This window comes from Arenimonas caeni (assembly GCF_003024235.1).
Taxonomy (GTDB): domain Bacteria; phylum Pseudomonadota; class Gammaproteobacteria; order Xanthomonadales; family Xanthomonadaceae; genus Arenimonas; species Arenimonas caeni.
The window spans coordinates 61623-87263 of record NZ_KZ679089.1 but is presented as its reverse complement, the minus strand read 5'-3'; the positions used below and the strand labels follow the sequence as shown (position 1 = coordinate 87263).

Genomic DNA, 25641 nt, shown 5'->3' with positions numbered 1-25641 from the left:
GACAAACGGGCGCCGCCGCGTCCGGTCCCTGCCGCCGATTGCGTATGCCGCGCCCGGCCGGTTGGCTATCATCGGAGGCCGCAAAAACCCCGGAAACCCGACCATGAGCAACACCCCGCCCGACCGCCTGAGCGTCAACCCCCGCAGCCCGCACTACGACGAGGCCACCCTGGCCCGCGGCATCGGCGTGCGCTTCAACGGCATCGAGCGCAACAACGTCGAGGAATACTGCATCTCCGAGGGCTGGGTGCGGCTGCCGGTGGGCAAGTCGCTCGACCGCCGCGGCAACGCCATGACCATGAAGGCCAATGGCACGGTGGAGGTGTGGTTCCTCGACGAGGCCGACGCCGGGTGACCGCCCTGCGCGCACTCGCGCTTGCCGGCCTGCTGGCGCTGTCCGGCGCCGGCGCCGCGCAGGCGCCCCAGCCGGCCCCGGTGCCGGACGCCGTGCTGGCGAAGGTGCGCGCTTCCGACCAGGCCGCAGGCCGGGAGGATTTCTCGGCGGCCGCCGACCGGCTGGCCGAGGCGCTCGAGCTGCCGGAAGGCGCGTCCCTCGCGCCGACGGCGCAGCGACGCCTGCACGCCTACATCGCCCGCTACGCCGCCTGGTCCGGCGACCTGCCGCGCGGCCTGCGCCATGCCCGCCTGACGACCGGCTTCGCCGACGCGGAGCTGGAGGACTGGGCCATGCACGCCTACATCGCGCGCGACCTGGGCCTGCACGACGAAGTGGCCGACACCTTCCGCGAGGCCTTCCGGCGCTGGCCCCGGCAGGTTCGCCAGGACCACGACCTCGACGTGGCCCAGGCCGTGTGGGCCACCGATTTCGATTCCCCGGCGCGCTACGCCCTGCTCAAGACCCTGTACGAAGGCGGCTTCGAGTGGGCCTGGACGGGCCCCGCCGACGAGCTGTGGCTGGACCTGGCGCTCCAGCACCTGGCACGCGGCGAGCAGGCCGCGGCCCGTGAAGTGGTGGCCGGCATCACCCACCCGCGCCTGGTCATCGAGCTGCTGGCCGACCGCCGCTACGACGCGGTGCGCGACCCCGCGCTCACGGCCGAGGCGCTGCCGCGCCTGGCCCGGCGCCGCGCCGACGACCTTCGCGCCCGCGCCCTGCTCGACAGCGGCGTCGTGGGCATCCAGGCCGAGTACGCATCGGCACTGCTGATGCTGGGCGAGAACGAGGACGTGGTGGCCCTGGCCGAACAGGTCGCCGCGACCATCGCCGACAACCCGTTCAAGGGCGACGTCTACGTGGACCAGCACGAGCAGCTGTCCTGGCTCTACGACCGCGCCGGCGAGGCGCTGGTGCGGCTGGGCCGCAAGGACGAAGCGATCGCGATGTACCGGCGGGCCGCTGCCACCCGCGAGGATGGCCAGGACAACGTCAGCCAGGTGCTCACCCTGGCCCATCACCTGGTCAGCGCCGGCCAGCCGCGCGAAGCCCTGGAGGTGGCGGCGTCGGTCGGCCGGATGAGCCCGTTCGGACGCATGGTGCAGGCCAGCGTGCAGCACCGCGCGGCGCTGGCCCTGGGCGACCAGGAAGCGGCGGACGCGGCGCTCGGCTACCTGCGCGACAACCGCGAACAGGGCGAGTCGGTGTACGCCGAGGCCCTGCTCGACCGCGGCCAGGACGATGCCGCGGCCGCGGCCCTGGTCGCCAACCTGGAAAACCCCGTGGAGCGCGGCGACACGCTCTATTCCGTCCAGCGCTTCCGCGACTCGGCCTCGCTCGAGCCGGCCCGGGATGCACGCTGGCGTGCGATGCTCGAACGCGAGGACGTGCAGGCCGCCATCAACCGCCACGGCCGCCTGCTCGAACTGCCTATCCACGCACCCTGGTGACGCCCCGCCGATGAACCAGCCGTCCGGCGACCCGATCCTCTCCATCCGCGGCGTGGGCAAGACCTACGCCAGCGGCCACGTCGCGCTCAAGTCGGTCGACCTCGACATCCGCCGCGGCGAGATCTTCGCCCTGCTCGGGCCCAACGGCGCCGGCAAGACCACGCTGATCTCGATCGTCTGCGGCATCGTCAACGCCAGCCGCGGCACGGTGCTGGCCGACGGCCACGACATCGTGCGCGAGTTCCGCCAGGCGCGCGCGAAGATCGGCCTGGTGCCGCAGGAGCTGAACACCGATTCCTTCGAGACCGTGTGGGCCACCGTGCGGCTCAGCCGCGGCCTGTTCGGCAAGCCGCGCGACGACGCGCACCTGGAAAAGGTGCTGCGCTCGCTGAGCCTGTGGGACAAGCGCGACGCCAAGATCATGACGCTGTCGGGCGGTATGAAGCGCCGGGTGCTGATTGCCAAGGCGCTGGCGCACGAGCCGGCCATCCTGTTCCTGGACGAGCCCACCGCCGGCGTGGACGTCGAGCTGCGCCGCGACATGTGGAGCCTGGTGCGCGAACTGCGCGGGAAAGGCACCACCATCATCCTCACCACGCACTACATCGAGGAAGCCGAGGAGATGGCCGACCGCATCGGCGTGATCAACCACGGCGAGCTGGTGGTGGTGGACGAGAAGGACGCGCTGATGCGCAAGCTGGGCAAGAAGCAGCTCACCCTGCACCTGCAGGCGCCGCTGGCGGCGATCCCGCCGGAGCTGGCCGGGCAGCCGCTGGAGCTGTCGGAAGACGGCCTGTCGCTGGTCTACACCTTCGACATCCAGGGCGAGCGCACCGGCATCGCCACCCTGCTGCGCCGCCTGGCCGAGCATGGCATCGACTTCCGCGACCTCAACACCCAAGAGAGCTCGCTCGAGGAGATCTTCGTGAACCTGGTCCACCGCGGCAAGGCGGGCACGCCATGAACTGGCACGCCGTCAGCGCCATCTACCGCTTCGAGATGGCGCGCACCTTCCGCACGCTGGGCGAGTCGATCGTCTCGCCGGTGCTCACCACCTCGCTGTACTTCGTGGTGTTCGGCGCCGCCATCGGCGCGCGCATGGGCGAAGTGGGCGGGGTGAGCTACGGGGCCTTCATCATCCCCGGCCTGATCATGCTCTCGCTGCTCAACGAGTCGATCTCCAACGCCGCCTTCGGCATCTACATGCCCAAGTGGGCCGGCACCATCTTCGAGCTGCTGTCGGCGCCGGTGGGCTGGGTGGAGGCGGTGCTGGGCTACGTCGGCGCGGCGGCCACCAAGTCGGTGGTGCTGGGCCTGCTGATCCTGCTCACGGCCCGCTTCTTCGTCGACTACGAGATCGCCCACCCGCTGGCGATGGCCCTGTTCCTGGTGCTCACGGCGGTGAGCTTCAGCCTGTTCGGCTTCATCATCGGCCTGTGGGCCACCGACTTCCAGAAGCTGCAGGTGATCCCGCTGATGGTGATGACGCCGCTGACCTTCCTGGGCGGCGCGTTCTACTCGATCGACATGCTGCCGCCGGTGTGGCAGAAGATCGCGCTGCTCAACCCGGTGGTTTACCTGATCAGCGGCTTCCGCTGGAGCTTCTTCGGGCAGTCGGACGTGGACGTGGTGGTGAGCTTCGCGGCCATCATCGGCTTCCTGCTGCTGTGCCTGCTCGCGGTGCGGGCCATTTTCCTGAGCGGCTGGCGGCTTAAGTCCTGAGGCGGGCCCCGGCGGGGATGTGCGGGGCCGCACAAATCCAGCATCCGGCCACGCCGGCCATCGCGGATTCCTGATCCGGTTCGCAGTCCGCGGGCCGCGCCGCGACGCACAGTCGGGCCATGAGCCTGCGCGACAAACTCGTCCACCACATCGGCACCGACGCCAGGCTGGCGATGATCCTGATGTTCGGCGTGCTGGCGGTCGCCGGGATCACGCCGTTCGCGTTCATGCGCGCGCTCAACAGCGAGTGGGTGGCGGCGGGGCTGGACACGGTGCTGGTGCTGCTGATCTCCGGCGGCGTGCTCTACGCCTGGCGCACCGGTCGCAGCGAGCTGGTGGGCAAGGTGCTCGCCGTCGGCGTGTCGGCGACCGGCGCGCTGCTGACCGAAACCGTCGGCACCACCAGCCAGTTCTGGGCGTATGCGGTGGTCCTGGCCAACTTCGTGCTGGCGCCGCGCTGGCTGGCGGTGACCTGCAGCCTGGTGCTGGTGGCCGCCCAGCTCGCGTTCGGCAACCTGGGCGGCTTCATGCCCGCCACCGCCTTCCTGGTCAGCACGCTGCTGGTGATGATGTACGCCTACATCTTCGCCAGCCTGACCGAGAACCAGCGCGGCAAGCTCGAGCAGCTTGCGTCCCGCGACCCCCTGACCGGCCTGGGCAACCGCCGCAGCCTGGAGGGCGAGATCGACGACGCCGCGCGCACGCACCTGGCCCTGGGCGAGCCGGCCACCCTGGCCCCGGACGATGACTGGCAGCGCTGGCTGGGCCGGGCCGACGACGCCCTCTACCAGGCCAAGGACGCCGGCCGCGACCAGGTCAGCTTCGGGCCGGCGCCGGTCCGGCAGGCGTACCGGCACCTGCGCCTGGTGCCCGGCCGCCCGATGCGCTGAGCAGGATTCGGCGCGCGGGCGCCGCCGGGGTAATCTGTACGCAGGACACCCTGACGGAGACGCGAGACCATGAAGATCCTGCTGGCGGTTGACGGAAGCAAGGCGGCGCAGGAAGCCACGAAGGTGGCCATCCACCTGGCCAAGTCGATGGTCGAGCCGCCGACCCTGGTGCTGATGCACGCCGACGTGCCGCTGATGCGCCGCGTGGCGGCCGAACTCGGCCTCGAAGGCACCCGCAAGTACCACCAGGGCAACCACGACTTCGCCCTGAAGCCCTCGCGCACCGCGCTGCGCCGCGCCAAGCTCGAGTTCACCGAGAAGACCGCGGTGGACGATGCCGCGCCGGCGATCATCAAGGCCGCCAAGGCCGGCAAGTTCGACCTGGTGATCATGGGCTCGCACGGGCGCACGGCGCTGAGCAGCGCGCTGCTGGGCTCGGTGGCGGCCAAGGTGCTCTCGCAGAGCAACGTGCCGGTGCTGGTCGTGCGCTGAGGCGCGCGGCTCAGGTTCCGCAGAAAGTCTGCAGTACGCGCTGCCCGGGATCGGGCGGCGCCATGAACGGCTGCTGCGCCGGGCCGTCGTCGAACGGCCGGCGCACGGCGGCCAGCAGGGCCTCGAAGGGCTGCAGGTCGCCCGCGGCGGCGGCGCCAAGCGCCGCCTCGACCTGGTGGTTGCGCGGGATCACCGCCGGGTTGGCGGCGCGCAGCGTCGAACGCACGGCTTCCGCCGGCCGCCCTTCCGCGGCCAGCCGCGCCTGCCAGCGCGCGCGCCAGGCATCCATCGCCGGCGTGCGCGGCAGCCCGGCGGCCTCGCCGTCCAGTGCCGCCGCCAGGGCATGGAAGGACAGCGTGTAGTCGGCCTCCACGGCCTGCAGCGCCGCCAGGAAGTCGCGGCCCAGCGCCTCGTCGTCGTCGCCGGCCGCGGCCAGCCCCAGCTTCGGGCGCAGCCCCTCGAGCCAGGCGCGCTGGTACAGGCCGGCGAAACCCTCGATCACCGCCCGCGCATCGGCCACGCCCTCGTCGCCCTGGCGCGCGAACAGCGGCAGCAGGCACTCGGCCAGCCGCGCCAGGTTCCACTGCGCGATCGGCGGCTGGTTGCCGTAGGCGTAGCGCCCGTTGCGGTCGATCGAACTGAAGACCTTGGCCGGGTGGTACTCGTCGAGGAAGGCGCAGGGCCCGTAGTCGATGGTTTCGCCGGACACGGCCATGTTGTCGGTGTTCATGACGCCGTGGATGAAGCCCACGTGCATCCATTTCGCCACCAGCGCCGCCTGCCGCGCCGCCACCGCTTCGAGCAGTGCCAGGTAGCGATCTTCGGCCGCGGCCACCGGCGGGTAGTGCCGCGCGATGACGTGGTCGGCCAGCGCGCGCACCGCGGCGTCCTCGCCGCGCGCGGCGAAGTACTGGAAGGTGCCCACGCGCACGTGGCTGGCGGCGACGCGGGCGAGCACGGCGCCGGGCAGGATCTCGTCGCGCACCACCACGTCGCCGGTGGCCACCGCCGCCAGCGAACGCGTGCTGGGAACGCCGAGCGCGTGCATGGCCTCGCTGACCAGGAACTCGCGCAGCACCGGCCCGATCGCCGCGCGGCCGTCGCCGCGGCGCGAGAACGCCGTGGGCCCGGCGCCCTTGAGCTGCAGGTCGACGCGACGGCCGTCGGGCGCCAGCCACTCGCCGAGCAGGATGGCCCGGCCGTCGCCGAGCCGCGGCACGAAATGGCCGAACTGGTGGCCCGCGTAGGCCAGCGCCACCGGCTCTGCGCCCTCGGGCAGCGTGTTGCCGGAAAACAGCTGCGCGGCCTGCGCCTGCCAGGCGGCCGGCAGGCCCAGCGCGTCGGCCAGCGGCGCGTTCCAGGCGAGAAGGCGCGGCGCGGCCACCGGCATGGGCCGGGCCGGGGCGGCGAAGTCTTCGCCGAGCGCGGCGTAGGTGTGTTCGAACATGCACGCAGTATCACCCGCGGGCCGTGAAGCCGGGGAAACGCGCCACGGTGTTTGCAGCATTTACCCGTTGCGCACGCGCGAAACCCGCATGAAACGGGCCTCCCGGGCTTGGCAAGCTTCGTGCAGCACTCCAGGCAGACCACCCCGTCGCCTGGAGACGACCATGATCGAGCAAGCGATTGTCCTTGATGCCCCCTCCCCGCCTGTCCCCCCGCCGGGGCCGGACGGCCTGCGCCGTGCGATGCAGGACGTGTTGTCGGTGGAATCCGACTTCGTCGCGAAATTCCTGCCACTCCAGGGCATGACGCGCATGCCGTCCGGCTTCCCGGCGTTTGCCCAGTGGCACCATGCCCAGCTCGCCGAGGAAGGCGCGAGCTGGGAAGACGCCGCGCCGGCCTACGCGCTCGCCTGCCTGTCGCACGCGGCCTACGGCGGCGCGCTCGACCCCAGCGTGGAGTGGGAACTGGAGTTGCAATGGGCCGACCTGGGCACGCTGTCGGCGCTGCCCTGGCCGCAGGCGCGGCGCCGCGTGATGGCGGCCTGGTCCTACCTGTCGGGCGACGACCCGCTGCCGGCGGGCCTGGACGAGGCGCTGGAATCGGACGACGACGAATCCACGCCCCTGCTCGACCTCGAGCTGGTGCCCGCCTTCGTCGTGCTGCGCGCCTCGATGGCCAGCCTGTCGATCTCCGACTGGCACACGCGCGGGCAGGAGCGCTGGCTGCCGACCGACATGCCGGCGCTGTCGCTGGCCGCCAGCCCGGCGCTGGCGGCGCTCGACGCGCTCACCCTGCACGGCTTCGCCGAGGACGAGCCGCGCTGCCTGGTGCGGCTGGCGTTCGCGCCACACCTGATGCGTGCGCTCGAGGGCGTGGCCGCCGACGGCGACATGATGACGGTGGCGCGCCTGCGCCGCGACGTGGTGCGCTGGGCCTCGCAGCGCGAATCGGTGCTGCTGCGCGTGCCCAGTCCGGTGTGCCCGGGCGAGTACAACCTCCTGGCCAACCCGCGCCACCCCGACATCGGCCGGCTGCAGCGCTTCGACGCCCGGCCGCTGCTGCTCGACCGCCGCCGGGCGCGGCATTGAGCGCGGCTCAGGCCGGCGGATGCAGCAGTTGCCGCACCACGTCCAGGCAGCGCTGGCCGTCGCTCTCGATCTGCTCGAGCACCGGGTCGGGCCCGTCCCCGCCCGCGTGCAGGCTGAGCACCGCGGCGTTCATGAGCAGCGAGTTGAGGAAGTTGCGCACCTGGTGCTCCACCACGATCAGCGTCTCGCGCGAGAGCGTCACCCACGGGTCGCGGGTGGCCGGCGACCAGCCGGCCAGGAACGGCGCCAGCGCGCCCAGGTAGGTGGCCACGCGCCCGCGCTCGTCGGGCGACAGGCCGCAGCCCGGCGCGAAGTGCAGGCGCAGCACCAGCCAGCGCAGCGGGCTGCCCGGCAGGTCGATGGGGAAGTCGAACACGCGGCTGCCTTCGGGCGCGGGCGGGCGCTCGCCCGCCGGCACCCAGCGGGCGTCCTCGCAGCCGCGCGCCGCCAGCCAGGCGCGCAGGACGGGTGGGAACAGGCGGGCCAGCTCAGGTGCGGTCTCCATCGGCCTCCCCTGCCTCGGCGTCCTCGAAGCCTTCGCCCAGCGCAGGCTGGCCGGCCGGCTCGGCCTGGTAGCTGTTGAGGCGGTTGTAGAGCGTCTTGGTGGCGATGCCCAGCACCTGCGCCGCCCTGGACTTGTTGTTGTCGAAGTAGGCCAGGGTCTTGAACAGCATGCGCCGCTCGATTTCGTGCAGCGGCGTGCCGACCGCGAAGGTGATGGTGCTGGCGGTCTCGGACGCGGGCGCGGCGTCGTCGAGCGGCAGGCCCGGCGTCACCAGGTCGCCGTCGGCCAGGATGTAGGCGCGCTGGATGATGTTCTTGAGCTCGCGGATGTTGCCCGGCCAGCGGTAGCGCGTGAGCCGGTCGGCGCCCTCGCGGGTGAGCACGCGCTGGGTGCCGCAGCGGCGGTTGAGCCGGTCGAGGAAGAGCTGGGCGATCGGCAGGATGTCCATCGGCCGGTCGCGCAGCGGCGGCACCGACATCGGGAATTCCGCCAGCCGGTAGTAGAGGTCCTCGCGCAACCGGCCGGCGGCGATGGCCTCGCCGTGCGGGCGGTTGGTGGCCGACACCACGCGCACGTCGAGGTGGATGTCCTCGCTGCCGCCGACCCGGCGGATGCGCCGGGTTTCCAGCGCGCGCAGCAAGTGCACCTGCAGGTGCACGGGCATCTCGCCGATCTCGTCGAGGAAGAGCGTGCCGCCCTGGGCCTGCTCGAACAGGCCCAGGTGCCGCGCGTTGGCGCCGGTGAAGCTGCCGCGCTCGTGGCCGAACAGCTGGCTGCTGAGCAGGTCGGCCGGCACCGCGCCGCAGTTGAAGGCGACGAAGGCACCGTCGCGTCCGCTCTCGGCGTGGATGGCGGCGGCCACCAGTTCCTTGCCGGTGCCGCTTTCGCCCTCGAGGAAGACCGAGGCGTCGGTGGGCGCCACCCGGCGCACCTGCCGGCGCACGGCATCCATGGCCGGCGACGGGCCGGCCAGGCCGTGCCAGGGTTCGCTGGGTGCCGGCTCGCTGGCGGGCTGGCGGGCGGCGGCCGTCTGCAGCAGCTGGCGGAACCGGGCGACCTGCAGCGGCTTGACCACGTAGTCGACGATCGGCAGGTGCATGGCCTTGAGCGCCGACTCCACCGTGGGGTGGCCGGTGATCAGGATCACCTGGGTGCGGCCGCCGAGGTCGAGGTGCTCGAGCAGCTCCAGGCCGCTGCCGTCTGGCAGGGACAGATCGACGAGGGCGACGTCGAAGGCGTGTTCGCGCAGGCGCAGCCGAGCCTGGGCGAGGCTGCCGGCGATGACGACGTCGAACCCCAGGCCGCCCGAGATCTCGGCGGCGGCCCGCACGAAGCCTACATCGTCATCGACGATCAGCAGGACGGGGCGATGGGCCATGGCAGCGACCTCCGGTAGTGGCAGTCTGCTCCAACGCGGGTGCGCATTGGCGACAGGCATCGCGTTTCCGGGGGCGTCGTGGCGATATTACACGGATGTGTAAAACCTGCGCGGGCGGGCTGCGATTGGCATCGGACTTGCCACGGCAAGCGGCGCTCACAGCCGGTGAGCCTTGCGCGAAGCGCCGTGGACGCGCACCTGGCGCACGGCGACTGGCTGGGGCGCTGCTAGCCGTCGCCGGCACGAGCGCCGTGCCGGCGACGGGACGCATCACGCCGCCTTGCGCAGCGCCACCTTCGGGAAGTCCACCGGCACGGCGAGCGACACGTTGACGTAGTTGGTGAACAGGTTGAGCGCGATGTGGGCGATGAGCTCGACGATGCCTTCGTCGTCGAAGCCGGCGTTGCGCAGGGCCTGCACGTCGATGGCGTCGACCGCGGCGCGGCGCTCGACCACCTTGAGCGCGAAGGCGAGCGCGGCGGCCGTCTTCGGGTCGGTGCTGCGGCCGGCCTGGGCCTCGGCCATCTCTTCGGCGCTGGCGCCGGCCTTGCGGCCCAGGGCGGTGTGCGCGGCCAGGCAGTACTCGCAGGCGTTGCGGTCGGCGATGGCGACGGCGACCTGCTCGCCCAACTTCGCCGGCAGCGAGCCGCCGCCGAGTGCGCCGAACCCGGTCCACATCAGCTGCAGCGCGGCCGGCGAGTTGGCCACGGCGCGGAACATGTTCGGGGTGGCGCCGAACGCGCCGTGGATCTGGGCCAGCAGCGGCTGGCTGGCGGCGGGGGCGGTGTCGGCGGTGTGCAGGGGAACGCGGGACATGGGTCTCTCCGGGTGGTTGGCGCCAATTGCGCCAGCACAGGATCGGGCCTAGTCTCGGCCTCTTGGTGACGATTCGTCCCCGTTTCTTGATGGAGCGTCCGGAATGGCCGTCGACCGCCTGCAGGGCCTGCTGAGCCGCTTCTCGGTGAGCGCCCGGATGTTCCACAGCGGCCCGCTGTGCGGCATCACCGACATCGACGACAACGGCCTGGGGCAGCTGCACCTGGTGCGGCGCGGCCCGCTCGAGGTGCGCCACGCCGGCGAGGTGGTGCGCGTGGACGAACCCAGCCTGCTGTTCTACCCGCGCCCGCTCGCGCACCGCTTCCTCAGCGACGCCACCGTGGGCGCCGACATGGCCTGCGCCAACCTCGCCTTTGGGGGCGCCGTGTCGGCGCCCGTGCGCAGCGACGCCCACCACCCCATCGCGCGCTCGCTGCCGCCCTTCCTCTGCCTGCCGCTGGCCGCCCTGCCCGGCGCCGCGCCCGTGCTCGACCTGCTGTTCGACGAAGCCTTCGCCCAGCGCTGCGGCCGCCAGGTGCTGGTGGACCGCCTGTTCGACGCGGTGCTGGTGCTGCTGCTGCGGCACCTGCTCGATAGCGGGCACATCAAGGACGGGCCGCTGGCGGGGCTGGGCCACCCGCAGCTCGCAAAGGCCCTTGTCGCCATGCACGACGAGCCCGCGAGCCCGTGGACGCTGGAAACGTTGGCCGCTCGCGCCGGGATGTCGCGTAGTCGATTTGCAGAAGTGTTCGCGCAGGTCGTCGGGGAGACGCCTGCAGCCTACCTGGCGCAGTACCGCATCACCCTGGCGAAGGACGCGCTGCTGCGCGGCGAGGGGCTGGAGCGGATTGCGCAGCAGGTGGGGTATGGGAGTGCGGCGGCGTTGTCGCGGGCGTTTAGTGGGGCTTGTGGGGTGTCGCCGAGGGAGTGGCGAGCCCAATGAAGTTAGCAACGCTATGGGGGCACGCAGGTCTGCAGGCGATTACGCAACTTCACGGACAGCCGCCCAGAACCTCGTCCCCGTACTGCCTGGTACTTGACCGAACGCGCTAAGGGAGAAGACACTCCACTGGCTCTTTACGCGAAATGGCGATGGATCGCCGAAGTGTAGTCCGGCGAGGCACCAGGCCCGACGACCCACAGAAGGGAGGGCTGGCACCTGCGCATGGAAAGCCACTTCCTGTAGGAATTCAGGTGACGCGGCTTGCTTGATCGCGGCCCGGCTTCCGGCTCCTCTCTGTGGAACTGCAGGTCAGAGATCAGGTATCAACTTCGGCCTGGGTCTTCTTGACCTCGCAAGCGATGACCAGCCCTTGCTGCCCGCCTTCCCTGTATGCAGCCAGGTCGAACGCATAGTCGATGGTCTGCATCCCCAATCGCTCTGCGGGCCACCCCAAGTCATAGGCAAGCCTCGCGAGCGTGCCGATAGTGATCACGGGCTCCAGCCAGAGCGTTATGCTTCGCGGGCTGTCCCTTTTCGGGCCCTCCCAGAAGATCTGCTCGTTGGCCCGGCTCTGGGCGCATCGGTATCGACCACCGCCGAGGTCCTCGACGAGTCCGCCGTCCATCGCCCGCAGGAAATTTACCGCGTCGAACTCACTGATGCAGATGGAATCCTCGCGGAATCCCTCGACGCCGTAACCGCGCTTACTGTCATTTGCGAAGGCCGGGAGCCATTCGGCCAGGAGGCGCGCCCTGAACTGCCCGAGTGCATCGCTTTGCTGCGGCATAAGAGGCCTGACCTGCTGTCGGGTTCCGAACCCGCAGCTTGGGTCATCCTGGGAGCGGCGTCCAATTCCAGCTACCGAGGGTGGCGCTGCTGATCATCCCACCGGGATGACGCCGAAAGGGCCGGTCGCAATCAAGATTTCCTGATTGCGACTGGCCCCCGGTTTCAGACCCCGATGGGGTTCGCTTTCTCCGGATCAATCTTGTACTGCTTAATCGCCCGCGCCACATCCTTCCCGTTCATCTTCCCCTCCGCTGCCAGCGCCGCGATCGCCGCGTGGGCGATGTAGTAGCGGTCGACTTCGAAGAAGCGGCGCAGATTCGCACGGGTGTCGGAGCGGCCGAAGCCGTCGGTGCCCAGCACGGTGTAGTGCATCGGCACGAACGCCCGGATCTGGTCGGCGAAGGCGCGCACGTAGTCGGTGGCGGCGATGGCCGGGCCCTGGCGGCCTTCCAGGCACTGCGTCACGTAGGCCTTGCGCGGGGTCTTGGCTTCGGGATTGAAGCGGTTCCAGCGCTCGGCGTCGAAGCCGTCGCGGCGCAGCTCGGTGAAGCTCGGGCAGCTCCAGATATCGGCGCTCACGCCGAAGTCCTTGTCCAGCAGCTCGGCCGCGGCAATGGCCTCGCGCAGGATGGTGCCGCTGCCCAGCAGCTGCACGCGCAGCTCGCCCTTCTTGGGCTTGCCGGCGTCCTTGAGCAGGTACATGCCCTTGAGGATGCCCTCGGCCGCGCCCTCCGGCATGTCCGGGTGGGCGTAGCTCTCGTTCATCAGGGTCAGGTAGTAGTACTCGTCCACCTGGTCCTCGAGCATGCGCTTCATGCCGTGCTGCAGGATCACCGCCACTTCGAAGCCGAAGGTCGGGTCGTAGGCGCGGCAGTTCGGGATGGCGCCGGCCAGCAGGTGGCTGTGGCCGTCCTGGTGCTGCAGGCCCTCGCCATTGAGCGTGGTGCGGCCGGCGGTGGCGCCCAGCAGGAAGCCGCGCGCACGCATGTCGGCCGCCTGCCAGGCGCTGTCGCCGATGCGCTGCATGCCGAACATCGAGTAGTAGATGTAGAACGGCAGCATCGGCTGGTCGGACGACGAGTAGCTGGTCGCCGCCGCCATCCAGCTGCTGAAGGCGCCCGCTTCGGTGATGCCCTCTTCCAGCACCTGGCCGGCCTTGTCCTCGCGGTAGTACATCAGCTGGTCGGCGTCGACCGGCTTGTACTTCTGGCCCTGCGGCGCGTAGATGCCGATCTGGCGGAACAGGCCTTCCATGCCGAAGGTGCGCGCCTCGTCGGCGACGATCGGCACGCACAGCGGGCCCACCTGCTTGTCGCGCAGCACGATGTTGAGCGCCTGCACGAAGCTCATGGTGGTGGAGTTCTCGCGCTCGCCGGTGCTCTTGAGCAGGCGGTCGAAGACCTCGAGCTTGGGCGCCTCGAGCTGCTTGCTGGTCTTGCGGCGGCGCTGCGGCAGGTAGCCGCCCAGCTTCTCGCGGCGGCTGCGCAGGTACTCCACTTCCGGCGACTTCTCGCCCGGGTGGTAGAACGGCACCTCGGGGATCTTGTCGTCGCTGATCGGGATCTGGAATCGGTCGCGGAAGGCCTTCACGCCCGAGTCGTCGAGCTTCTTGGTCTGGTGGGTCGGGTTGAGCGACTCACCCCAGCTGCCCATGCCGTAGCCCTTCACGGTCTTGGCCAGGATGACGGTGGGCTGGCCGGTGTGCTTCACCGCGCGGTCGTAGGCGGCGTACACCTTGTGCGGGTCGTGGCCGCCGCGGTTGAGGCGGGCGATGTCCTGGTCGCTCAGGTTCGACACCAGCTGCAGGGTCTGCGGCGTCTTGCCGAAGAAATGCTCGCGCGTGTAGGCGCCGCCGAAGGCCTTGCAGTTCTGGTACTCGCCGTCGACGGTTTCCATCATCACCTTGCGCAGGCTGCCGTCGGTGTCGTGGGCCAGGAGCGGATCCCAGTAGCTGCCCCAGATCAGCTTGATCACGTTCCAGCCGGCGCCGCGGAAGCTGCCCTCCAGCTCCTGGATGATCTTGCCGTTGCCGCGCACCGGGCCGTCGAGGCGCTGCAGGTTGCAGTTCACCACGAACACCAGGTTGTCCAGGCCTTCGCGGCCGGCCACGCCGATGGCGCCCAGGCTCTCGGGCTCGTCCGTCTCGCCGTCGCCCAGGAAGCACCAGACCTTGCGGTCGCTCGGCGCGATCAGGCCGCGGGCCTCGAGGTACTTCAGGAAGCGCGCCTGGTAGATGGCGCTGATCGGGCCCAGGCCCATCGACACGGTCGGGGTCTGCCAGTAGTCCGGCATCAGCCACGGGTGCGGGTAGCTGCACACGCCCTTGCCGTCGACTTCCATGCGGAAATTGTCGAGCTGGCTCTCGCTGATGCGACCCTCGAGGAAGCTGCGGGCGTAGATGCCCGGCGAGCTGTGGCCCTGCATGTAGAGGATGTCGCCCGGGTGGTCGGCCGACGGCGCGCGCCAGAAGTGGTTGAAGCCCACGTCGTAGAGCGTGGCGCCCGAGGCGAAGCTGGCGATGTGGCCGCCCAGGTCGCCCGGCTTGCGGTTGGCGCGCACCACCATGGCCATGGCGTTCCAGCGGATGATGCTGCGGATGCGCCATTCCATCGCCGCGTCGCCGTCGCTCTTGGCTTCCAGGTGCGGCGGGATGGTGTTGATGTATTCGGTGGTCGGCAGGAACGGCATGTGCGCGCCGGCGCGACGGGTCAGCTCCACCATGTTCTGCAGCAGGTGGTGGGCGCGATCCGGGCCGTCGGCGTCGAGCACCGCCTTCATGGATTCGACCCACTCGCGGGTTTCGGTGGGGTCGAGGTCGTTGTCCAGGGCGTCGTTGAGCCAGTTCATTGCACTTCCTGCGGCCGGCGGCGCCGGCGGTCCATGGGGGATTCGTCGAGACCTGCAAGTTTAGCCCACCCTGCCGTTGGCCGGCCCTTCGCCTGGGTATGGCGCCTCTGGGGTCAGGTTCATTTTTGGGCGGGCAGAGGCCCGGCGCCCGAGTGTCGACCGCCCAAAAATGAACCTGACCCCGCTCTGCCCCGCTCTGCTGCGGGCAGGTACCGGAGCCCCCCGATGCAGCCAGCCGGGAACAACCCTGCCGCGTTGCCCGCCCGCCAGATCCCCTGGCGGCGCAGCCTGCGCACGCGGCTGGTGCTCTGGACCAGCCTGACCAGCGCGCTCCTGCGGGTGGCGGTGGCCCTGATCTTCTACGTCGCGGTCCGCGGCGTGCTGCTGGCCAATGCCCGCACCGAGATGAACGGCCTGGCCCAGCAGTCGGCCGGCGGCCTGGCCGCCACGCTCGAGTCGGTCGAAGTCAGCGGCCGCACCCTGGCCGGCGCCGCCTCGGGCCTGGGCCGCCAGCCTTTCGACCTGCGCGCGCTGATGTCGGCCACGCTCGACGCCGACCCCGACATCGCCGGCGTCATGGTCATCATCGAACCCGGCCGGCTGGCCCCCGACGATCCGGGTTTCGACTGGTACCGCCGCCGCGAGGGCGACGGCCGGCTGTGGTTCGTCATCGGCGACGTTTCCGACAAGGGCGTGCCGGCGGCGCTGTTCATGGCCCGCACCGTCACCGTGCTCGAGGTGGCGGCCAAGCTGGGCGGCTCGCCGGCGCGGGCCCTGGCCGAGGCCGCGCCACCTGGTGGAAGGCAACGACACCCGCATGTTCGCCACCGTGGTCTGCGGCAAGCTCGACCTGGCCACCGGCGAGCTGGAGATGGCCAGCGCTGGCCACGAGCCGCCGGTGCTGCTGCGCGGCGACGCCGCGCCGGCTTGGCTGACGCTTCCGGGTGGCCCGCCGCTGGGTTTCGAGGCCGACGCCACGTTCGAAACCTGGAGTGGCCGGCTTGAACCCGGCGATGGATTGCTGCTTTATACCGACGGCGTCACCGAGGCCTTCGACCTGGCCGACCAGGCCTTCGGCGAGCAGCGCCTGCTCGCGGTGCTGGCCACGCCGCGCAGCCCGGCCGGGCACTGCGAGGCGCTGCTGGCGGCGGTGCAGGCGCACGCGGGCGAGGCGCCGCAGTCCGACGACATCACCGTGCTGGCCCTGCATTACCGGCGCGAAGGACAGGGGGACGACTGAGCATGCAGATCCGGCTCCGGGTGCCGCAGGAAGAAAGCCAGCTGGCCGACCTGGCCGCCGCCATCGACGGCGTGCTCGCGCGCGAGGGCGTGGGCGGCCTGGTGGCGCACGACGTGCAGCTGGTCGCCGAAGAGGTGGTCTGCAACGCGCTCGAGTACGGCCGCATCGAAGGCCGCGAACACGAGATCAGGGTGGGCATCGACGTGCGCGATGGCGTGGTCACGCTGGAGTTCAGGGACGACTGCCTCGCCTACAACCCGCTCGAACGCCCCGCGCCCGACCTCGACGCCGACATCCGGGATCGGCCGATCGGCGGCCTGGGCGTGCACCTGATCCGGGAGCTGGCCGAGGAGGTCAGCTATCGTCGTGAAGAACCACACAACATCCTGCGCGTGGTGCTGCGCACCGAACCGAAAGGGAGCCCCGCATGAGCCTGAGCGTCCAGATCGAGCCCGCCGCCAACGGCAGCCAGCGCGTCGCCATCGCCGGGCGCCTCGACACCCACACCTACCAGGAGCTCGACCGCCTGCTGGCGCCGGTGCTCGAGACGATGAACAAATCGCTGGTGCTCGACCTGGCCGGGCTCGAATACATCAGCTCGGCCGACGTGCGCTCGATCTTCAAGGCGCGCAAGGCGCTGGCGGCCCGCGGCGGCAAGGTGCTGGTGGTCAACCCGCAGCCGCAGATCCAGAAGGTCTTCGACGTGGTCAAGGCGGTGCCGATGAACGAGATCTTCGCCTCGGTGGCCGAGGCCGACGCCTACCTCGACGCCATGCAGCGCAAGGTCCTCGAGGGCGACGACGAATACGCCAGATCGGGGACAGGTGCATTTAAGGCGCGGGCCGGGAGAGCTTCGGTAACGAAGCAAGCCCGGCCCGCGCCTTAAATGCACCTGTCCCCGGCCGCTGAACCTGACCCCGTTTCTTAGCCGCGGGCGGCGCGGATCTGGGCGTCGACGGCAGCGATCGCGGTCATGTTGACGACGCGGCGCACCGTGGCCGAGGGCGTCAGCACGTGGGCCGAGGCCGCCAGGCCCATCAGGATCGGGCCGATGCCCACGCCGTCGGTGATGTTGCGCACCAGGTTGTAGCTGGCATTGGCCGCGTCGAGGTTGGCGAAGGCCAGCAGGTTGGCGCGGCCGTGCAGGCGCGATTCCGGCAGGATGCGGCTGCGCGCCTCGGCGTTGAGCGCGATGTCGGCGTGCATCTCGCCCTCGACTTCGAGCTTGGGCGCCCGCTCGCGCAGGATGGCTAGCGCGTCGCGCATCTTCTGCGCGCTGGCCGACTCGCTCGAGCCGAAGTTGCTGTGGCTGACCAGCGCCGCCTTGGGCGTGATGCCGAACAGCTTGAGGCGGAACGCCGCCTGCACCACCGATTCGGCCACCTGCGCGGCCGTCGGCTCGACCTGCACGTGGGTGTCGGTGAAGAAGAACACGCCCTTGTCGTTGATCACCGCGCTCAGCGCCGACAGGCCCCGCACCTCGTTCTCGAGGCCCAGGATCTCGCGCATGTATTTGAGCTTGCGCACGAAGCGGCCGACCAGGCCGCACAGCAGCGCGTCGGCCTCGCCGCGGCGCACCATCAGCGCCGCGATCACCACGTCGCGCGAACGCACGATGGCCTTGGCCGCCGAGGGCGTGATGCCCTTGCGCTGCATGATCTCGTGGTAGAGCTGCCAGTAGTCGTTGAAGCGCGGGTCGTCGTCGATGTTGGTGACCTCGACGTCCTCGCCGATGCGAAGGCGCAGGCCCAGGCGCTGGATGCGGCGCTCGATCACCGCCGGGCGGCCCACCAGGATCGGCTTCGCCAGGCCTTCGTCGACGACCGTCTGCACGGCGCGCAGCACGGTCTCTTCCTCGCCCTCGGCGTAGACGACGCGCTTGCGGTCGTCGCGGGCGCGGTCGAACACCGGCTTCATCAGCAGGCCGGTGCGGAAGACCCAGCTGCTCAGGCGGTCGCGGTAGCCGGCCAGGTCGGAAATCGGCCGGGTGGCCACGCCCGAATCCATGGCGGCCCTGGCCACGGCCGGCGCCAGCGACACCAACAGGCGCGGGTCGAAGGGCCGCGGGATAAGGTAGTCGGCGCCGAAGCGCGGCGTTTCGCCGCCGTAGGCCGCGCCCAGGTCGGTGGCCTCGCGCCGCGCCAGGTCGGCGATGGCGTTCACGCAGGCCAGCTTCATCTCCTCGTTGATCGTCGTCGCGCCCACGTCCAGCGCGCCGCGGAAGATGTAGGGGAAGCACAGGGCGTTGTTGACCTGGTTCGGGAAGTCGCTGCGGCCGGTGGCGATCACGGCGTCCGGGCGCGCCTCGCGGGCCAGCTTCGGGTCGATCTCGGGCGTGGGGTTGGCCAGCGCGAAGATCACCGGGCGCTCGGCCATCTGCTTGACCATCTCGGGCTTGAGCACGCCGCCGGCCGAGACGCCGACGAACACGTCGGCGCCGACGATGATGTCGGCCAGGGTGCGCGCGCTGGTGTCGCGGGCGTAGCGCACGATGCCGTGGTTGGCGCCGCCGGGCTGCAGGTCGGCGCGGCCGGTGTGCAGCACGCCGTCGCGGTCGGTGACCAGGATGTTCTCCGGCTTCACGCCCAGCGCCACCATCATGTCCAGGCAGGCGATGCCGGCGGCGCCGGCGCCGCTGACCGCCAGCCGCACGCTGGCGATGTCCTTGCCCACCACGTGCAGCGCGTTGATCAGCGCCGCGCCGACGATGATGGCGGTGCCATGCTGGTCGTCGTGGAACACCGGGATCTTCAGCCGCTCGCGCAGCTTCTTCTCGACCACGAAGCACTCGGGCGCCTTGATGTCCTCGAGGTTGATGCCGCCGAAGGTGGGCTCGAGCGCGGCGATGATCTCGACCAGCTTGTCCGGGTCGCGCTCGTTGACCTCGAGGTCGAACACGTCGATGCCGGCGAACTTCTGGAACAGCACGCCCTTGCCTTCCATCACCGGCTTGCCGGCCAGCGGGCCGATGTCGCCCAGGCCCAGCACGGCGGTGCCGTTGGTGATCACGCCCACCAAGTTGCCGCGGGCGGTGAGCGCGCTGGCCTCGCCCGGGTCGGCGACGATGGCCTCGCAGGCCGCGGCCACGCCGGGCGAGTAGGCCAGCGCCAGGTCTCGCTGGGTCACCATCGCCTTGGTCGGGGTGACTTTGATCTTTCCCGCCGGGGCCTGGCGGTGGTACTCGAGGGCGGCCTGCTTGAAGTCTTCTTGTTCGGACATGGTTTCTGGCTGGGTGCGCCGGACAGGGCGCGAAAGACCCCGATTGTAGCCCCCCGCCCGGGGGGCTGCCGACGCAGCCGTATGGGGCCCGGCGCGCTAGCGGCTGACCGGGATGTTCGCCTCGTCGATCAGCAGCATCCAGCCGTCCTCCGGCGCCAGCATCAGCTGCACCGACACCTGCAGGGCCGCGGGCGGCGCGTCGCCCAGGTCGGGCCGGAAGTTCACGGAGAAGGTGGCGCCGGTGTAGGCGTCCTCGTCGGCGGCCCGGGCGGCGCGCATCGTCCGCTGCACGCTGGCCAGGGCCTTGAGCCCGGCCTGGTCGAGCTGCCAGACGCTGTAGCGCAGGCGGCGGTCCAGCGGGCCGGGCCCGGTGCCCGGCTCGAGCCCGAAGGCATGGCGCTCGGGCGGCCTGTCCCGGCGCTGCAGTTCCAGCGCCAGCCTGACGCTGTCGGGCAGCACGTCCGCTTCCGGCTTCAGCGCCACGGCCGCGCGCAGGTCGGTCGGCTCCAGGCGCTCGAGCGTCTGCTCGTCGAAACCACGCAGCTTCCACAGCGTGCCGAGCGGGATGCTGGCGCAGGCCGCCAGGCCCAGGCAGGCCCCGAGGACCAGCAGTTGCCTGCGAATCGTATTCATCGCTTTCCGGTTCTTTGCCGAGGATCGATTCCGTCTTTTACCGGATGCGGTGCGAGATTTCGCACGCGGGCGACCATCGACTCCACCCGCGCCGGCACCTCGCCTTCGAGGAAGGGCGTGCGCAACTCGCGCAGCCGCGCCTCGGAAGTCGCGACATCGCCGGACACGCGTGCCTGGGCAGCCAGGGCCAGGCGCAGGTCGGCCTGCTCGAAGCTGCCGTCGGCCAACGCGGGCAGGTGCGCGGCCAGCGCGGCCGCGGCCGCGGGTTCGGACAGGCCCTGCAGGGCGTGGGCCAGCAGGCGCCAGGCCTCGGCCTGCAGCCGGGCGCGGTCGGGCGCGTCGGTTTCCGGCGCCGGCGACATCCGGCCGAGCAGGGCCAGCGCCGGCCCGGGCTGGCCCAGCAGCAGCCGCGCCAGCGCCAGCCGGCGCAGGTTGTCGTCCGCGGCCTGGCGTGCGCCCGGCATCGCGGCCCGGCGCGGCAGCCGCGCCAGCAGCTGCGACTCGCAGGCCGCCGTTTCGTCGGCCCTGCCGGCCAGCGCCTGCGCCTGGCACTTGAACGAGAGCACCATCAGGCTGCGCTCGTGCAGCGGGCCGAGGCCGGCCTCGGCGGCCGCCAGCGCCTCGTCGAAGGCGGCCACGGCTTCGTCGGCGCGGCCCAGGCGCATCAGCATCGTGCCGTGGTTCGACAGCACCGGCGCCAGCCGGGCGCTGTCGCTGCCCACCGAGGCCCGGCGAAGCGCCAGCGCCTCGCGCAGCACCGGCTCGGCCTCGCGGTGGCGGCCGCGCGCGCTGATCGCCAGGCTCAGGTTGTTGAGCGGCGTGGCCAGGGCCGGGCTGCCCGGCGGGTAGGCCGCGCGCATGGTTTCCACCACGCGCCGGAAATAGCGCTCGGCTTCCTCGTGCCGGCCCAGGTCGCCGGCGACGCTGCCCAGCGCGGTCAGCAGCGGCAGGTCGGCGATGCCCGGCTCGGGAATGCGGTCGACGGCCTCGCGCAGCACGTCCCAGGCTTCGCGGGCACGCCCGGCGGCGCGCAGCGACTGGGCCTGGTGGATCCGCAGGTGCCCGCGGCGCCGGCCGTCGGGCTCGAGCGTGGACTCGATGGCTTCGGCCTGCGCCAGCTCGGCCAGCGCCGTTTCGTGTTCGCCCAGCGAGGTCGCGACGCTGCCCAGGTACATGTGCACGTAGGCCAGCGCCGAGCGCGACTCGGCATCCTTCAGCCCCGCCAACGTGTCGCGCGCCCGCAGCAGCCAGTCGCGGGCGTCGTCGTAGCGGCCGGTCTCGATGCCCAGCACGCCGAGCTGCAGCAGGGTGCGGCCGCGCGCCGGCGCCGGCAGCTTGTGCCGGCGGCCGAGTTCGTACGCGGCCAGCAGCTGCTCGCGGCTGGCTGCGTAGTCGCCCAGGTGCAGCTGCACGCGGCCGATGGTGTGCAGCAGTTCGGCCGCCAGCGCCGGTTCGCCGGCCAGCTCCCGGTGCACGCGGCCGGCGCCGCGCGAGAGCACGGTGAGCGTGTCGGGCACGCGCCCGGCCTCGACTTCGGGGTCGGCCGATTCGAACAGTTCGACCAGGAAGTCCTTGACCGCGGTGGCCCGCGCCGCCTCGGCGCGGGCGCGCTCGGCCTGCCAGAGCGTGGCCGCCAGGCCGCCGCCGAGCACCAGCGCCAGCACGATGCCGCCGGCGACGCCGGCGCGGTGCCGGCGCAGGAAGCAGCGCAGGCGGTAGAAGGTGCCCGAGCCGCGCGCCCGCACCGGACGGTCGCGCAGCCAGTTGCCGAGGTCGCGCGCCAGCGCGTCGGGCGAGCGGTAGCGGTCCTCGGGGTCGGGCGCCAGCGCCTTTAGCACGATCGCGTCGAGGTCACCGCGCAGCGCCTTCGAAGCCGCGCGGCGCAGCGGCGCCGTGGCCGTGTCGTCGTCCAGGCAGGCCCGCGAGGGCAGCGTCACCGGCTGGCCGTCGGGCGGGCCCTCGCGCGGCGGCCGGCCGGTGAGCAGCCGGAAGAGCAGCGCGCCCAGGCCGTAGACGTCCATCGCCGTCGAGGCCGGCGCCAGCTTGAACTGCTCCGGGGCGGCGTACTGCGGCGTCCAGGCCAGCATGCGGGTGAGCGTCATGCCGGCCTGGCGGCTTTCGAGCATGCCGCCGATGCCGAAGTCGAGCAGGCGCACGTAACCTTCGCGATCCACCAGCACGTTGCTGGGCTTGATGTCGCGGTGGATCACCAGGTTGCGGTGGGCGTAGGCGACGGCGTCGCAGACGTCGAGCATCAGCTGCACGCGGGCGCCGACGCCGAGGTTGCGCTCGTCGCACCACTGGTCGATGGGCTGGCCGTCCACCAGCGGCATCGCCAGCCAGGGCGTGCCGTCCTCGGTGACGCCGCAGTCGAGCAGGCCGGCGATGTGCGGGTGCTGCAGCCGCGCCAGGATCGCCTGCTCGCGCTTGAAGCGCTGCACGCCGCCGGCGACCAGGGCGCCGAGCGTGAGCAGCTTGATCGCCGCCACCCGGGTTTCGCCGCCTTCGTCGGTGCGGGCGCGGTAGACCACCGACATGCCGCCGCGGCCGATTTCGTCCTCCAGCACCCAGCGGCCGATGCAGCGCCCTTCGAGTTCGGCGTCGGGCCCGGCGGGGTCGAGCGGGCCGTCGGCGCGGTCGTGCGCCGCCACCAGCCGGCGCACGTGCGCTTCGAGCACCGGGTCGAGCGCCATCGCCGCCAGCGCGGCCTCGCGCTCGTCGGCGGGCAGGTCGAGCAGGCGGTCGAAGATCTCGTCGGCGGCCCGCCAGAGCGAGAGGTCGCCGGTGCTCATCCGCCCGGGGCGTCTGCCAGCTGGGCGTAGAGGAAGGCGCGGGCGCGCTCCCACTCGCGCTTGGTGGTGCGCAGCGAGCAGCCGAGCAGGTCGGCGATTTCCTGGAACTCCAGGCCGGCGAAGAAACGCAGCTCGACCACCTGCTTCTGGCGCGGGTTGAGCTCGCCCAGCACGTCCAGCGCCTGGCTGACGGCCAGCAGGTCGGAGTTGCCGGCCATGGCGAGTTCGGAGAGGTTTTCGTCCAGCGTCACCGCGCCCTGGCCGCCGCCGCGCTTGGCGGCCAGGTCGCGCCGGAGCTCGTCGATGGCGATGTGGCGCATGGCCTTGGCGGCGCAGGCGAAGAAATGGCCGCGGTCGTTGATCGACAGGCCTTCGTTGCCCACCAGCCGCAGGTAGACCTCGTGCACCAGCACGGTGGGGCTGAGCTGGCCGCCGGCACCGGCCAGGCGCGCCTGCGCGAGCCGGCGCAGCTCCGGATAGAGCGCCTGGAACACGGCGTCGAGCGCCTGTGCGTCGCCGTCGCCGGCACGTTGCAGAAGTTCGGTGATCTCCGACATCCCGGCCCTCCCCGGCCCCAGGTTTCCCATCCTAACCGCCACCGGCGGCTGCGCGTGGCAGCGCGGCTAGAGACCCAGCACCAGGTCGTCGGCCTCGACCCGGTCGAGCCGGATCTTGTTGGCGAACAGCGAGAACGCCAGGTTCCCGGCCAGTCCGTTGGCGCGCTGCATCCACGGCGGAAGGTAACGCGCTGGCGCGACCGCACCGGACGCGTACGCCGGCTCGAGCGAGAACACGTCCTCGAGCGCGAGCTTGCCGGCGAACAGCTGCCGGGCGCGGCCCAGCTGGTGGTGGCGCAGGCACCAGCGGAAGAAGGTGTGCACGCCGAGCAGGCCGCGCAGGTAGACCGCGTCCTTGGTGAACGCGGCGCCGCCCTCGAGCGGCACGCCGCGGAAGACGCGCTGGGTGGATGTGAAGCTGTCCACCGGGCCCTGGCCGGCCTCGAGGAAATGCCTGAACACGTCCACGAAGCCCGCGCCCTGGATCGCCATCTCGATGGCGACGATGCGCAGGCTGATGCGCTTCATGCGCTCGATGTCCATCGCGCCGGAAATGAGCTCGGCGAAGGTGGCCAGGCCCTCCTGGGTGGCGGTGGTGCGCGGCGAACCGCGCGCCATCGACTTGAGGTGCGGCTGTTCCCGGCCGTTGATGCCGGTGAGCGAATGCACGAAGGCCTCGTGCACCAGCAGCTGGTTGCGGTCGTACTCGGAAAAGCCGGTGTTCGTGCGCAGGCGGATGCGGGTGGCGCTGGCGGCGGCCTTGGCGATCAGGCTGTCGTCGAGCTCCACCCGCACCACGTGGTCGGTGAAGAACGCCGACACGGCGGCCTGCAGTTCGGCCTGCACGGTTTCGGCCGGCAAAACGTACTCGGGCTCGACCTCGCGCAGCTCCTGGTCCATGGCATCGGCCAGGCCGATGAAGTGCCGGGCGGCCTCCAGGCTGGTCGGGCCGCCGCCGGGCAGCACCTCCACGGGCCGGCCGAACAGGCGCGCGGAATGTTCGGTGACCGCCGGCGTGCCGAGCGCGTCGAGCAGGTGGGTGGTGGTGATCCAGCTCTCGGCGGTGGTGCGCAGGTAGCGGCCGAGCGGATCGTCGGGGTCGGCCTGGTCGAACACCGCCTGCAGTTCGCGCCGCCGTTCGACATGGTCGCCGCGCGGATACTCATGGTCGGGCAGGTGGATGCGGCCCACGCGCCAGGCGCCGAGGAACATGGCCTGTTCGCGCTCGGGCCAGCTCACCGCCTCGAGCAGGCGGATGCCACGCGCGGCGGCCACCAGCTTCGCGTCGAGCGCGGCGTGGTGGGCCAGCGAGCGCGCGTCGGCATCCATCAGCGGCGCCCGTACTTGTCCTTGATGCGCTTGCCCGGGGTCTTTTCGAGCACGCGGGCCTCGGCCTTGCGCTCGGCCTGGGAGGTGGCGGCGGCTTCGAGTTCGTCGCGCAGCTTGGCGAAATTGGCGAAACGCGCCTCGTCGAGCTCGCCTTCCTCGATGGCCGCGCGCACCGCGCAGCCGGGCTCGCCCAGGTGCGCGCAGTCGCGGAAGCGGCAGTCGGCGGCCAGGCGCTCGATGTCGTCGAAGCTCTCGACCACGTCTTCGTCGCCGCTGAGCTTGACCTCGCGCATGCCGGGCGTGTCGATCAGGCAGCCGCCCTGGGGCAGCGGCATGAGCACGCGCGCGGTGGTGGTGTGGCGGCCGCGCGAGTCGTTGGCGCGCACGGCGTTGGTTTTCATCTTCTGCCGGCCCAGCAGCGTGTTGGTGAGCGTGGACTTGCCTGCGCCCGAACTGCCCACCAGCACCACCGTGCGGCCGGGGCCCAGGTAGGGGTGGAGCACGGCGGCCGAGGCCGGGTCCTTGGCGTTGACCGGATGGATCGGCACGCCGGACTCGGCGACCTCGGCGAGCAGGTCGACGCAGTCGTCGACGATCTCGCACTGGTCGGCCTTGGTGAGCACCAGCACCGGCGAGGCGCCGGAGGCGCGGATCAGCACCAGGTAGCGCTCGATGCGGCGCGGGTTGAAGTCCTGGTCCAGGCCCACGACCACCAGCACGTGATCCACGTTCGCGGCGATCAGCTGCTGGCGGTGGTGTTCGCCGGCGGCGCCGCGCTTGAGCACCGAGCGCCGGGGCAGCAGGTCGACGATGGTCTTGCCGGTGGCGTCGAGCGTGACCCAGTCGCCGACGGCGGCGCGCTGGTCGGGCGGGAAGCGCGGGCGGGTCCAGGGCATCGGCGGCTGCACGCGCCGCAGCTCCTCGGGGCCGAGGGCCACGTCGTAGGCGGTGCGGTGCTGGCTGGCCACGCGCGCCAGGCGGACGCCGGCGGCCGCGGCCAGGGCCTCGCGCGCGGTGGGGTCGTCGGGCCAGCCGAGGGCGCGCAGGGGCTCGAGGTCGTCGATGGCAGGATGCATTGGCCGCGATCATACGACGGCGAACACGCCGCGC

Annotated in this window: 23 protein-coding genes and 1 pseudogene; 12 read left to right on the top strand and 12 right to left on the bottom strand. The window is 71.4% G+C overall.

From position 1 onward, the window contains the following. Positions 1 to 103 precede the first annotated feature (103 nt). The 6 genes from C6N40_RS07770 to C6N40_RS07745 all read left to right on the top strand — a co-directional run bounded on the left by C6N40_RS07770 (position 104) and on the right by C6N40_RS07745 (position 4949). The gene (locus tag C6N40_RS07770) at positions 104 to 355 is read left to right on the top strand and encodes a DUF3297 family protein (RefSeq protein ID WP_106990451.1); all 252 of its coding nucleotides are present in this window, start codon (positions 104 to 106) and stop codon (positions 353 to 355) included. After that, a complete protein-coding gene (locus tag C6N40_RS07765) occupies positions 352 to 1845 on the top strand; it encodes a hypothetical protein (RefSeq protein ID WP_106990450.1) in 1494 nt (497 codons plus the stop codon). Before C6N40_RS07770 ends, C6N40_RS07765 begins: the two co-directional genes overlap by 4 nt. A gap of 10 nt (positions 1846 to 1855) precedes the next feature. Next, on the top strand, positions 1856 to 2809 hold the full coding sequence (locus C6N40_RS07760; RefSeq protein ID WP_106990449.1) for an ABC transporter ATP-binding protein: 954 nt from the start codon (positions 1856 to 1858) through the stop codon (positions 2807 to 2809). Beyond that, positions 2806 to 3567, top strand: a complete 762-nt coding sequence (locus tag C6N40_RS07755; protein ID WP_106990448.1) for an ABC transporter permease — start codon at positions 2806 to 2808, stop codon at positions 3565 to 3567. Before C6N40_RS07760 ends, C6N40_RS07755 begins: the two co-directional genes overlap by 4 nt. Before the next feature lie 119 nt (positions 3568 to 3686). Then, the gene (locus tag C6N40_RS07750; RefSeq protein ID WP_106990447.1) at positions 3687 to 4457 is read left to right on the top strand and encodes a GGDEF domain-containing protein; all 771 of its coding nucleotides are present in this window, start codon (positions 3687 to 3689) and stop codon (positions 4455 to 4457) included. 69 nt (positions 4458 to 4526) lie between these two features. Next, the gene (locus C6N40_RS07745) at positions 4527 to 4949 is read left to right on the top strand and encodes a universal stress protein (RefSeq protein WP_106990446.1); all 423 of its coding nucleotides are present in this window, start codon (positions 4527 to 4529) and stop codon (positions 4947 to 4949) included. A 10-nt stretch (positions 4950 to 4959) separates the two neighbouring features. Here the strand turns inward: C6N40_RS07745 and C6N40_RS07740 are convergent, their stop codons facing one another. Further along, positions 4960 to 6396: a protein adenylyltransferase SelO gene (locus C6N40_RS07740; protein WP_106990445.1), complete on the bottom strand. Its 1437-nt coding sequence runs from the start codon at positions 6394 to 6396 to the stop codon at positions 4960 to 4962. 301 nt (positions 6397 to 6697) lie between these two features. Between C6N40_RS07740 and C6N40_RS07735 the strand changes: the two genes are divergently transcribed. After that, positions 6698 to 7483 (top strand): RES domain-containing protein, encoded by a 786-nt coding sequence (locus tag C6N40_RS07735; RefSeq protein ID WP_162782138.1) that lies wholly within the window; start codon positions 6698 to 6700, stop codon positions 7481 to 7483. Positions 7484 to 7490: 7 nt separating this feature from the next. Here the strand turns inward: C6N40_RS07735 and C6N40_RS07730 are convergent, their stop codons facing one another. The 3 genes from C6N40_RS07730 to C6N40_RS07720 form a co-directional block, all read right to left on the bottom strand. Next, the gene (locus C6N40_RS07730) at positions 7491 to 7988 is read right to left on the bottom strand and encodes a hypothetical protein (protein ID WP_106990443.1); all 498 of its coding nucleotides are present in this window, start codon (positions 7986 to 7988) and stop codon (positions 7491 to 7493) included. Further along, complete coding sequence (locus C6N40_RS07725) at positions 7972 to 9366, bottom strand: sigma-54-dependent transcriptional regulator (protein WP_162782137.1); 1395 nt, start codon at positions 9364 to 9366, stop codon at positions 7972 to 7974. Before C6N40_RS07725 ends, C6N40_RS07730 begins: the two co-directional genes overlap by 17 nt. 270 nt (positions 9367 to 9636) lie before the next feature. Then, positions 9637 to 10182, bottom strand: a complete 546-nt coding sequence (locus tag C6N40_RS07720) for a carboxymuconolactone decarboxylase family protein (protein ID WP_106990441.1) — start codon at positions 10180 to 10182, stop codon at positions 9637 to 9639. A gap of 103 nt (positions 10183 to 10285) precedes the next feature. On the opposite strand from C6N40_RS07720, the gene C6N40_RS07715 reads away from it, so the two are divergent. Next, positions 10286 to 11125, top strand: coding sequence for an AraC family transcriptional regulator (locus C6N40_RS07715; RefSeq protein ID WP_106990440.1), 840 nt, complete (start codon positions 10286 to 10288; stop codon positions 11123 to 11125). A 316-nt stretch (positions 11126 to 11441) separates the two neighbouring features. Here the strand turns inward: C6N40_RS07715 and C6N40_RS07710 are convergent, their stop codons facing one another. Both C6N40_RS07710 and aceE read right to left on the bottom strand, forming a co-directional pair. Then, a complete protein-coding gene (locus C6N40_RS07710; RefSeq protein ID WP_106990439.1) occupies positions 11442 to 11912 on the bottom strand; it encodes a hypothetical protein in 471 nt (156 codons plus the stop codon). A 164-nt stretch (positions 11913 to 12076) separates the two neighbouring features. Continuing rightward, complete coding sequence (gene aceE / locus C6N40_RS07705) at positions 12077 to 14761, bottom strand: pyruvate dehydrogenase (acetyl-transferring), homodimeric type (protein WP_106990438.1); 2685 nt, start codon at positions 14759 to 14761, stop codon at positions 12077 to 12079. A 33-nt stretch (positions 14762 to 14794) separates the two neighbouring features. On the opposite strand from aceE, the pseudogene C6N40_RS14580 reads away from it, so the two are divergent. From C6N40_RS14580 to C6N40_RS07690, 4 genes and pseudogenes are all read left to right on the top strand, one after another. Further along, a pseudogene (locus tag C6N40_RS14580) lies at positions 14795 to 15484 on the top strand (PDC sensor domain-containing protein); the annotation flags it as partial. A gap of 73 nt (positions 15485 to 15557) precedes the next feature. Beyond that, positions 15558 to 16001, top strand: coding sequence for a PP2C family protein-serine/threonine phosphatase (locus C6N40_RS07700; protein ID WP_275887156.1), 444 nt, complete (start codon positions 15558 to 15560; stop codon positions 15999 to 16001). Between the two features lie 2 nt (positions 16002 to 16003). Then, positions 16004 to 16432 carry an ATP-binding protein gene (locus C6N40_RS07695; protein WP_106990437.1) on the top strand — a complete coding sequence of 143 codons (429 nt, stop codon included), beginning with the start codon at positions 16004 to 16006 and terminating at the stop codon, positions 16430 to 16432. Continuing rightward, entirely contained in the window at positions 16429 to 16887 is a 459-nt protein-coding gene (locus C6N40_RS07690; protein WP_106990436.1) for an STAS domain-containing protein, read from the top strand. The genes C6N40_RS07695 and C6N40_RS07690 overlap by 4 nt, the downstream gene beginning before the upstream one ends. A 38-nt stretch (positions 16888 to 16925) precedes the next feature. Here the strand turns inward: C6N40_RS07690 and C6N40_RS07685 are convergent, their stop codons facing one another. From C6N40_RS07685 to rsgA, 6 genes are all read right to left on the bottom strand, one after another. Beyond that, positions 16926 to 19220, bottom strand: a complete 2295-nt coding sequence (locus C6N40_RS07685) for an NADP-dependent malic enzyme (protein ID WP_106990435.1) — start codon at positions 19218 to 19220, stop codon at positions 16926 to 16928. Between the two features lie 96 nt (positions 19221 to 19316). Beyond that, a complete protein-coding gene (locus tag C6N40_RS07680) occupies positions 19317 to 19853 on the bottom strand; it encodes a hypothetical protein (RefSeq protein WP_106990434.1) in 537 nt (178 codons plus the stop codon). After that, a complete protein-coding gene (locus C6N40_RS07675; RefSeq protein ID WP_106990433.1) occupies positions 19850 to 22645 on the bottom strand; it encodes a serine/threonine-protein kinase in 2796 nt (931 codons plus the stop codon). The genes C6N40_RS07680 and C6N40_RS07675 overlap by 4 nt, the downstream gene beginning before the upstream one ends. Next, positions 22642 to 23202: an ECF-type sigma factor gene (locus C6N40_RS07670; protein WP_106990432.1), complete on the bottom strand. Its 561-nt coding sequence runs from the start codon at positions 23200 to 23202 to the stop codon at positions 22642 to 22644. The genes C6N40_RS07675 and C6N40_RS07670 overlap by 4 nt, the downstream gene beginning before the upstream one ends. Before the next feature lie 66 nt (positions 23203 to 23268). Beyond that, positions 23269 to 24531 (bottom strand): peptidase MATCAP family protein, encoded by a 1263-nt coding sequence (locus tag C6N40_RS07665; RefSeq protein ID WP_106990431.1) that lies wholly within the window; start codon positions 24529 to 24531, stop codon positions 23269 to 23271. Beyond that, positions 24531 to 25607: a ribosome small subunit-dependent GTPase A gene (gene rsgA, locus C6N40_RS07660; RefSeq protein WP_106990430.1), complete on the bottom strand. Its 1077-nt coding sequence runs from the start codon at positions 25605 to 25607 to the stop codon at positions 24531 to 24533. The genes C6N40_RS07665 and rsgA overlap by 1 nt, the downstream gene beginning before the upstream one ends. Positions 25608 to 25641: the final 34 nt, after the last annotated feature.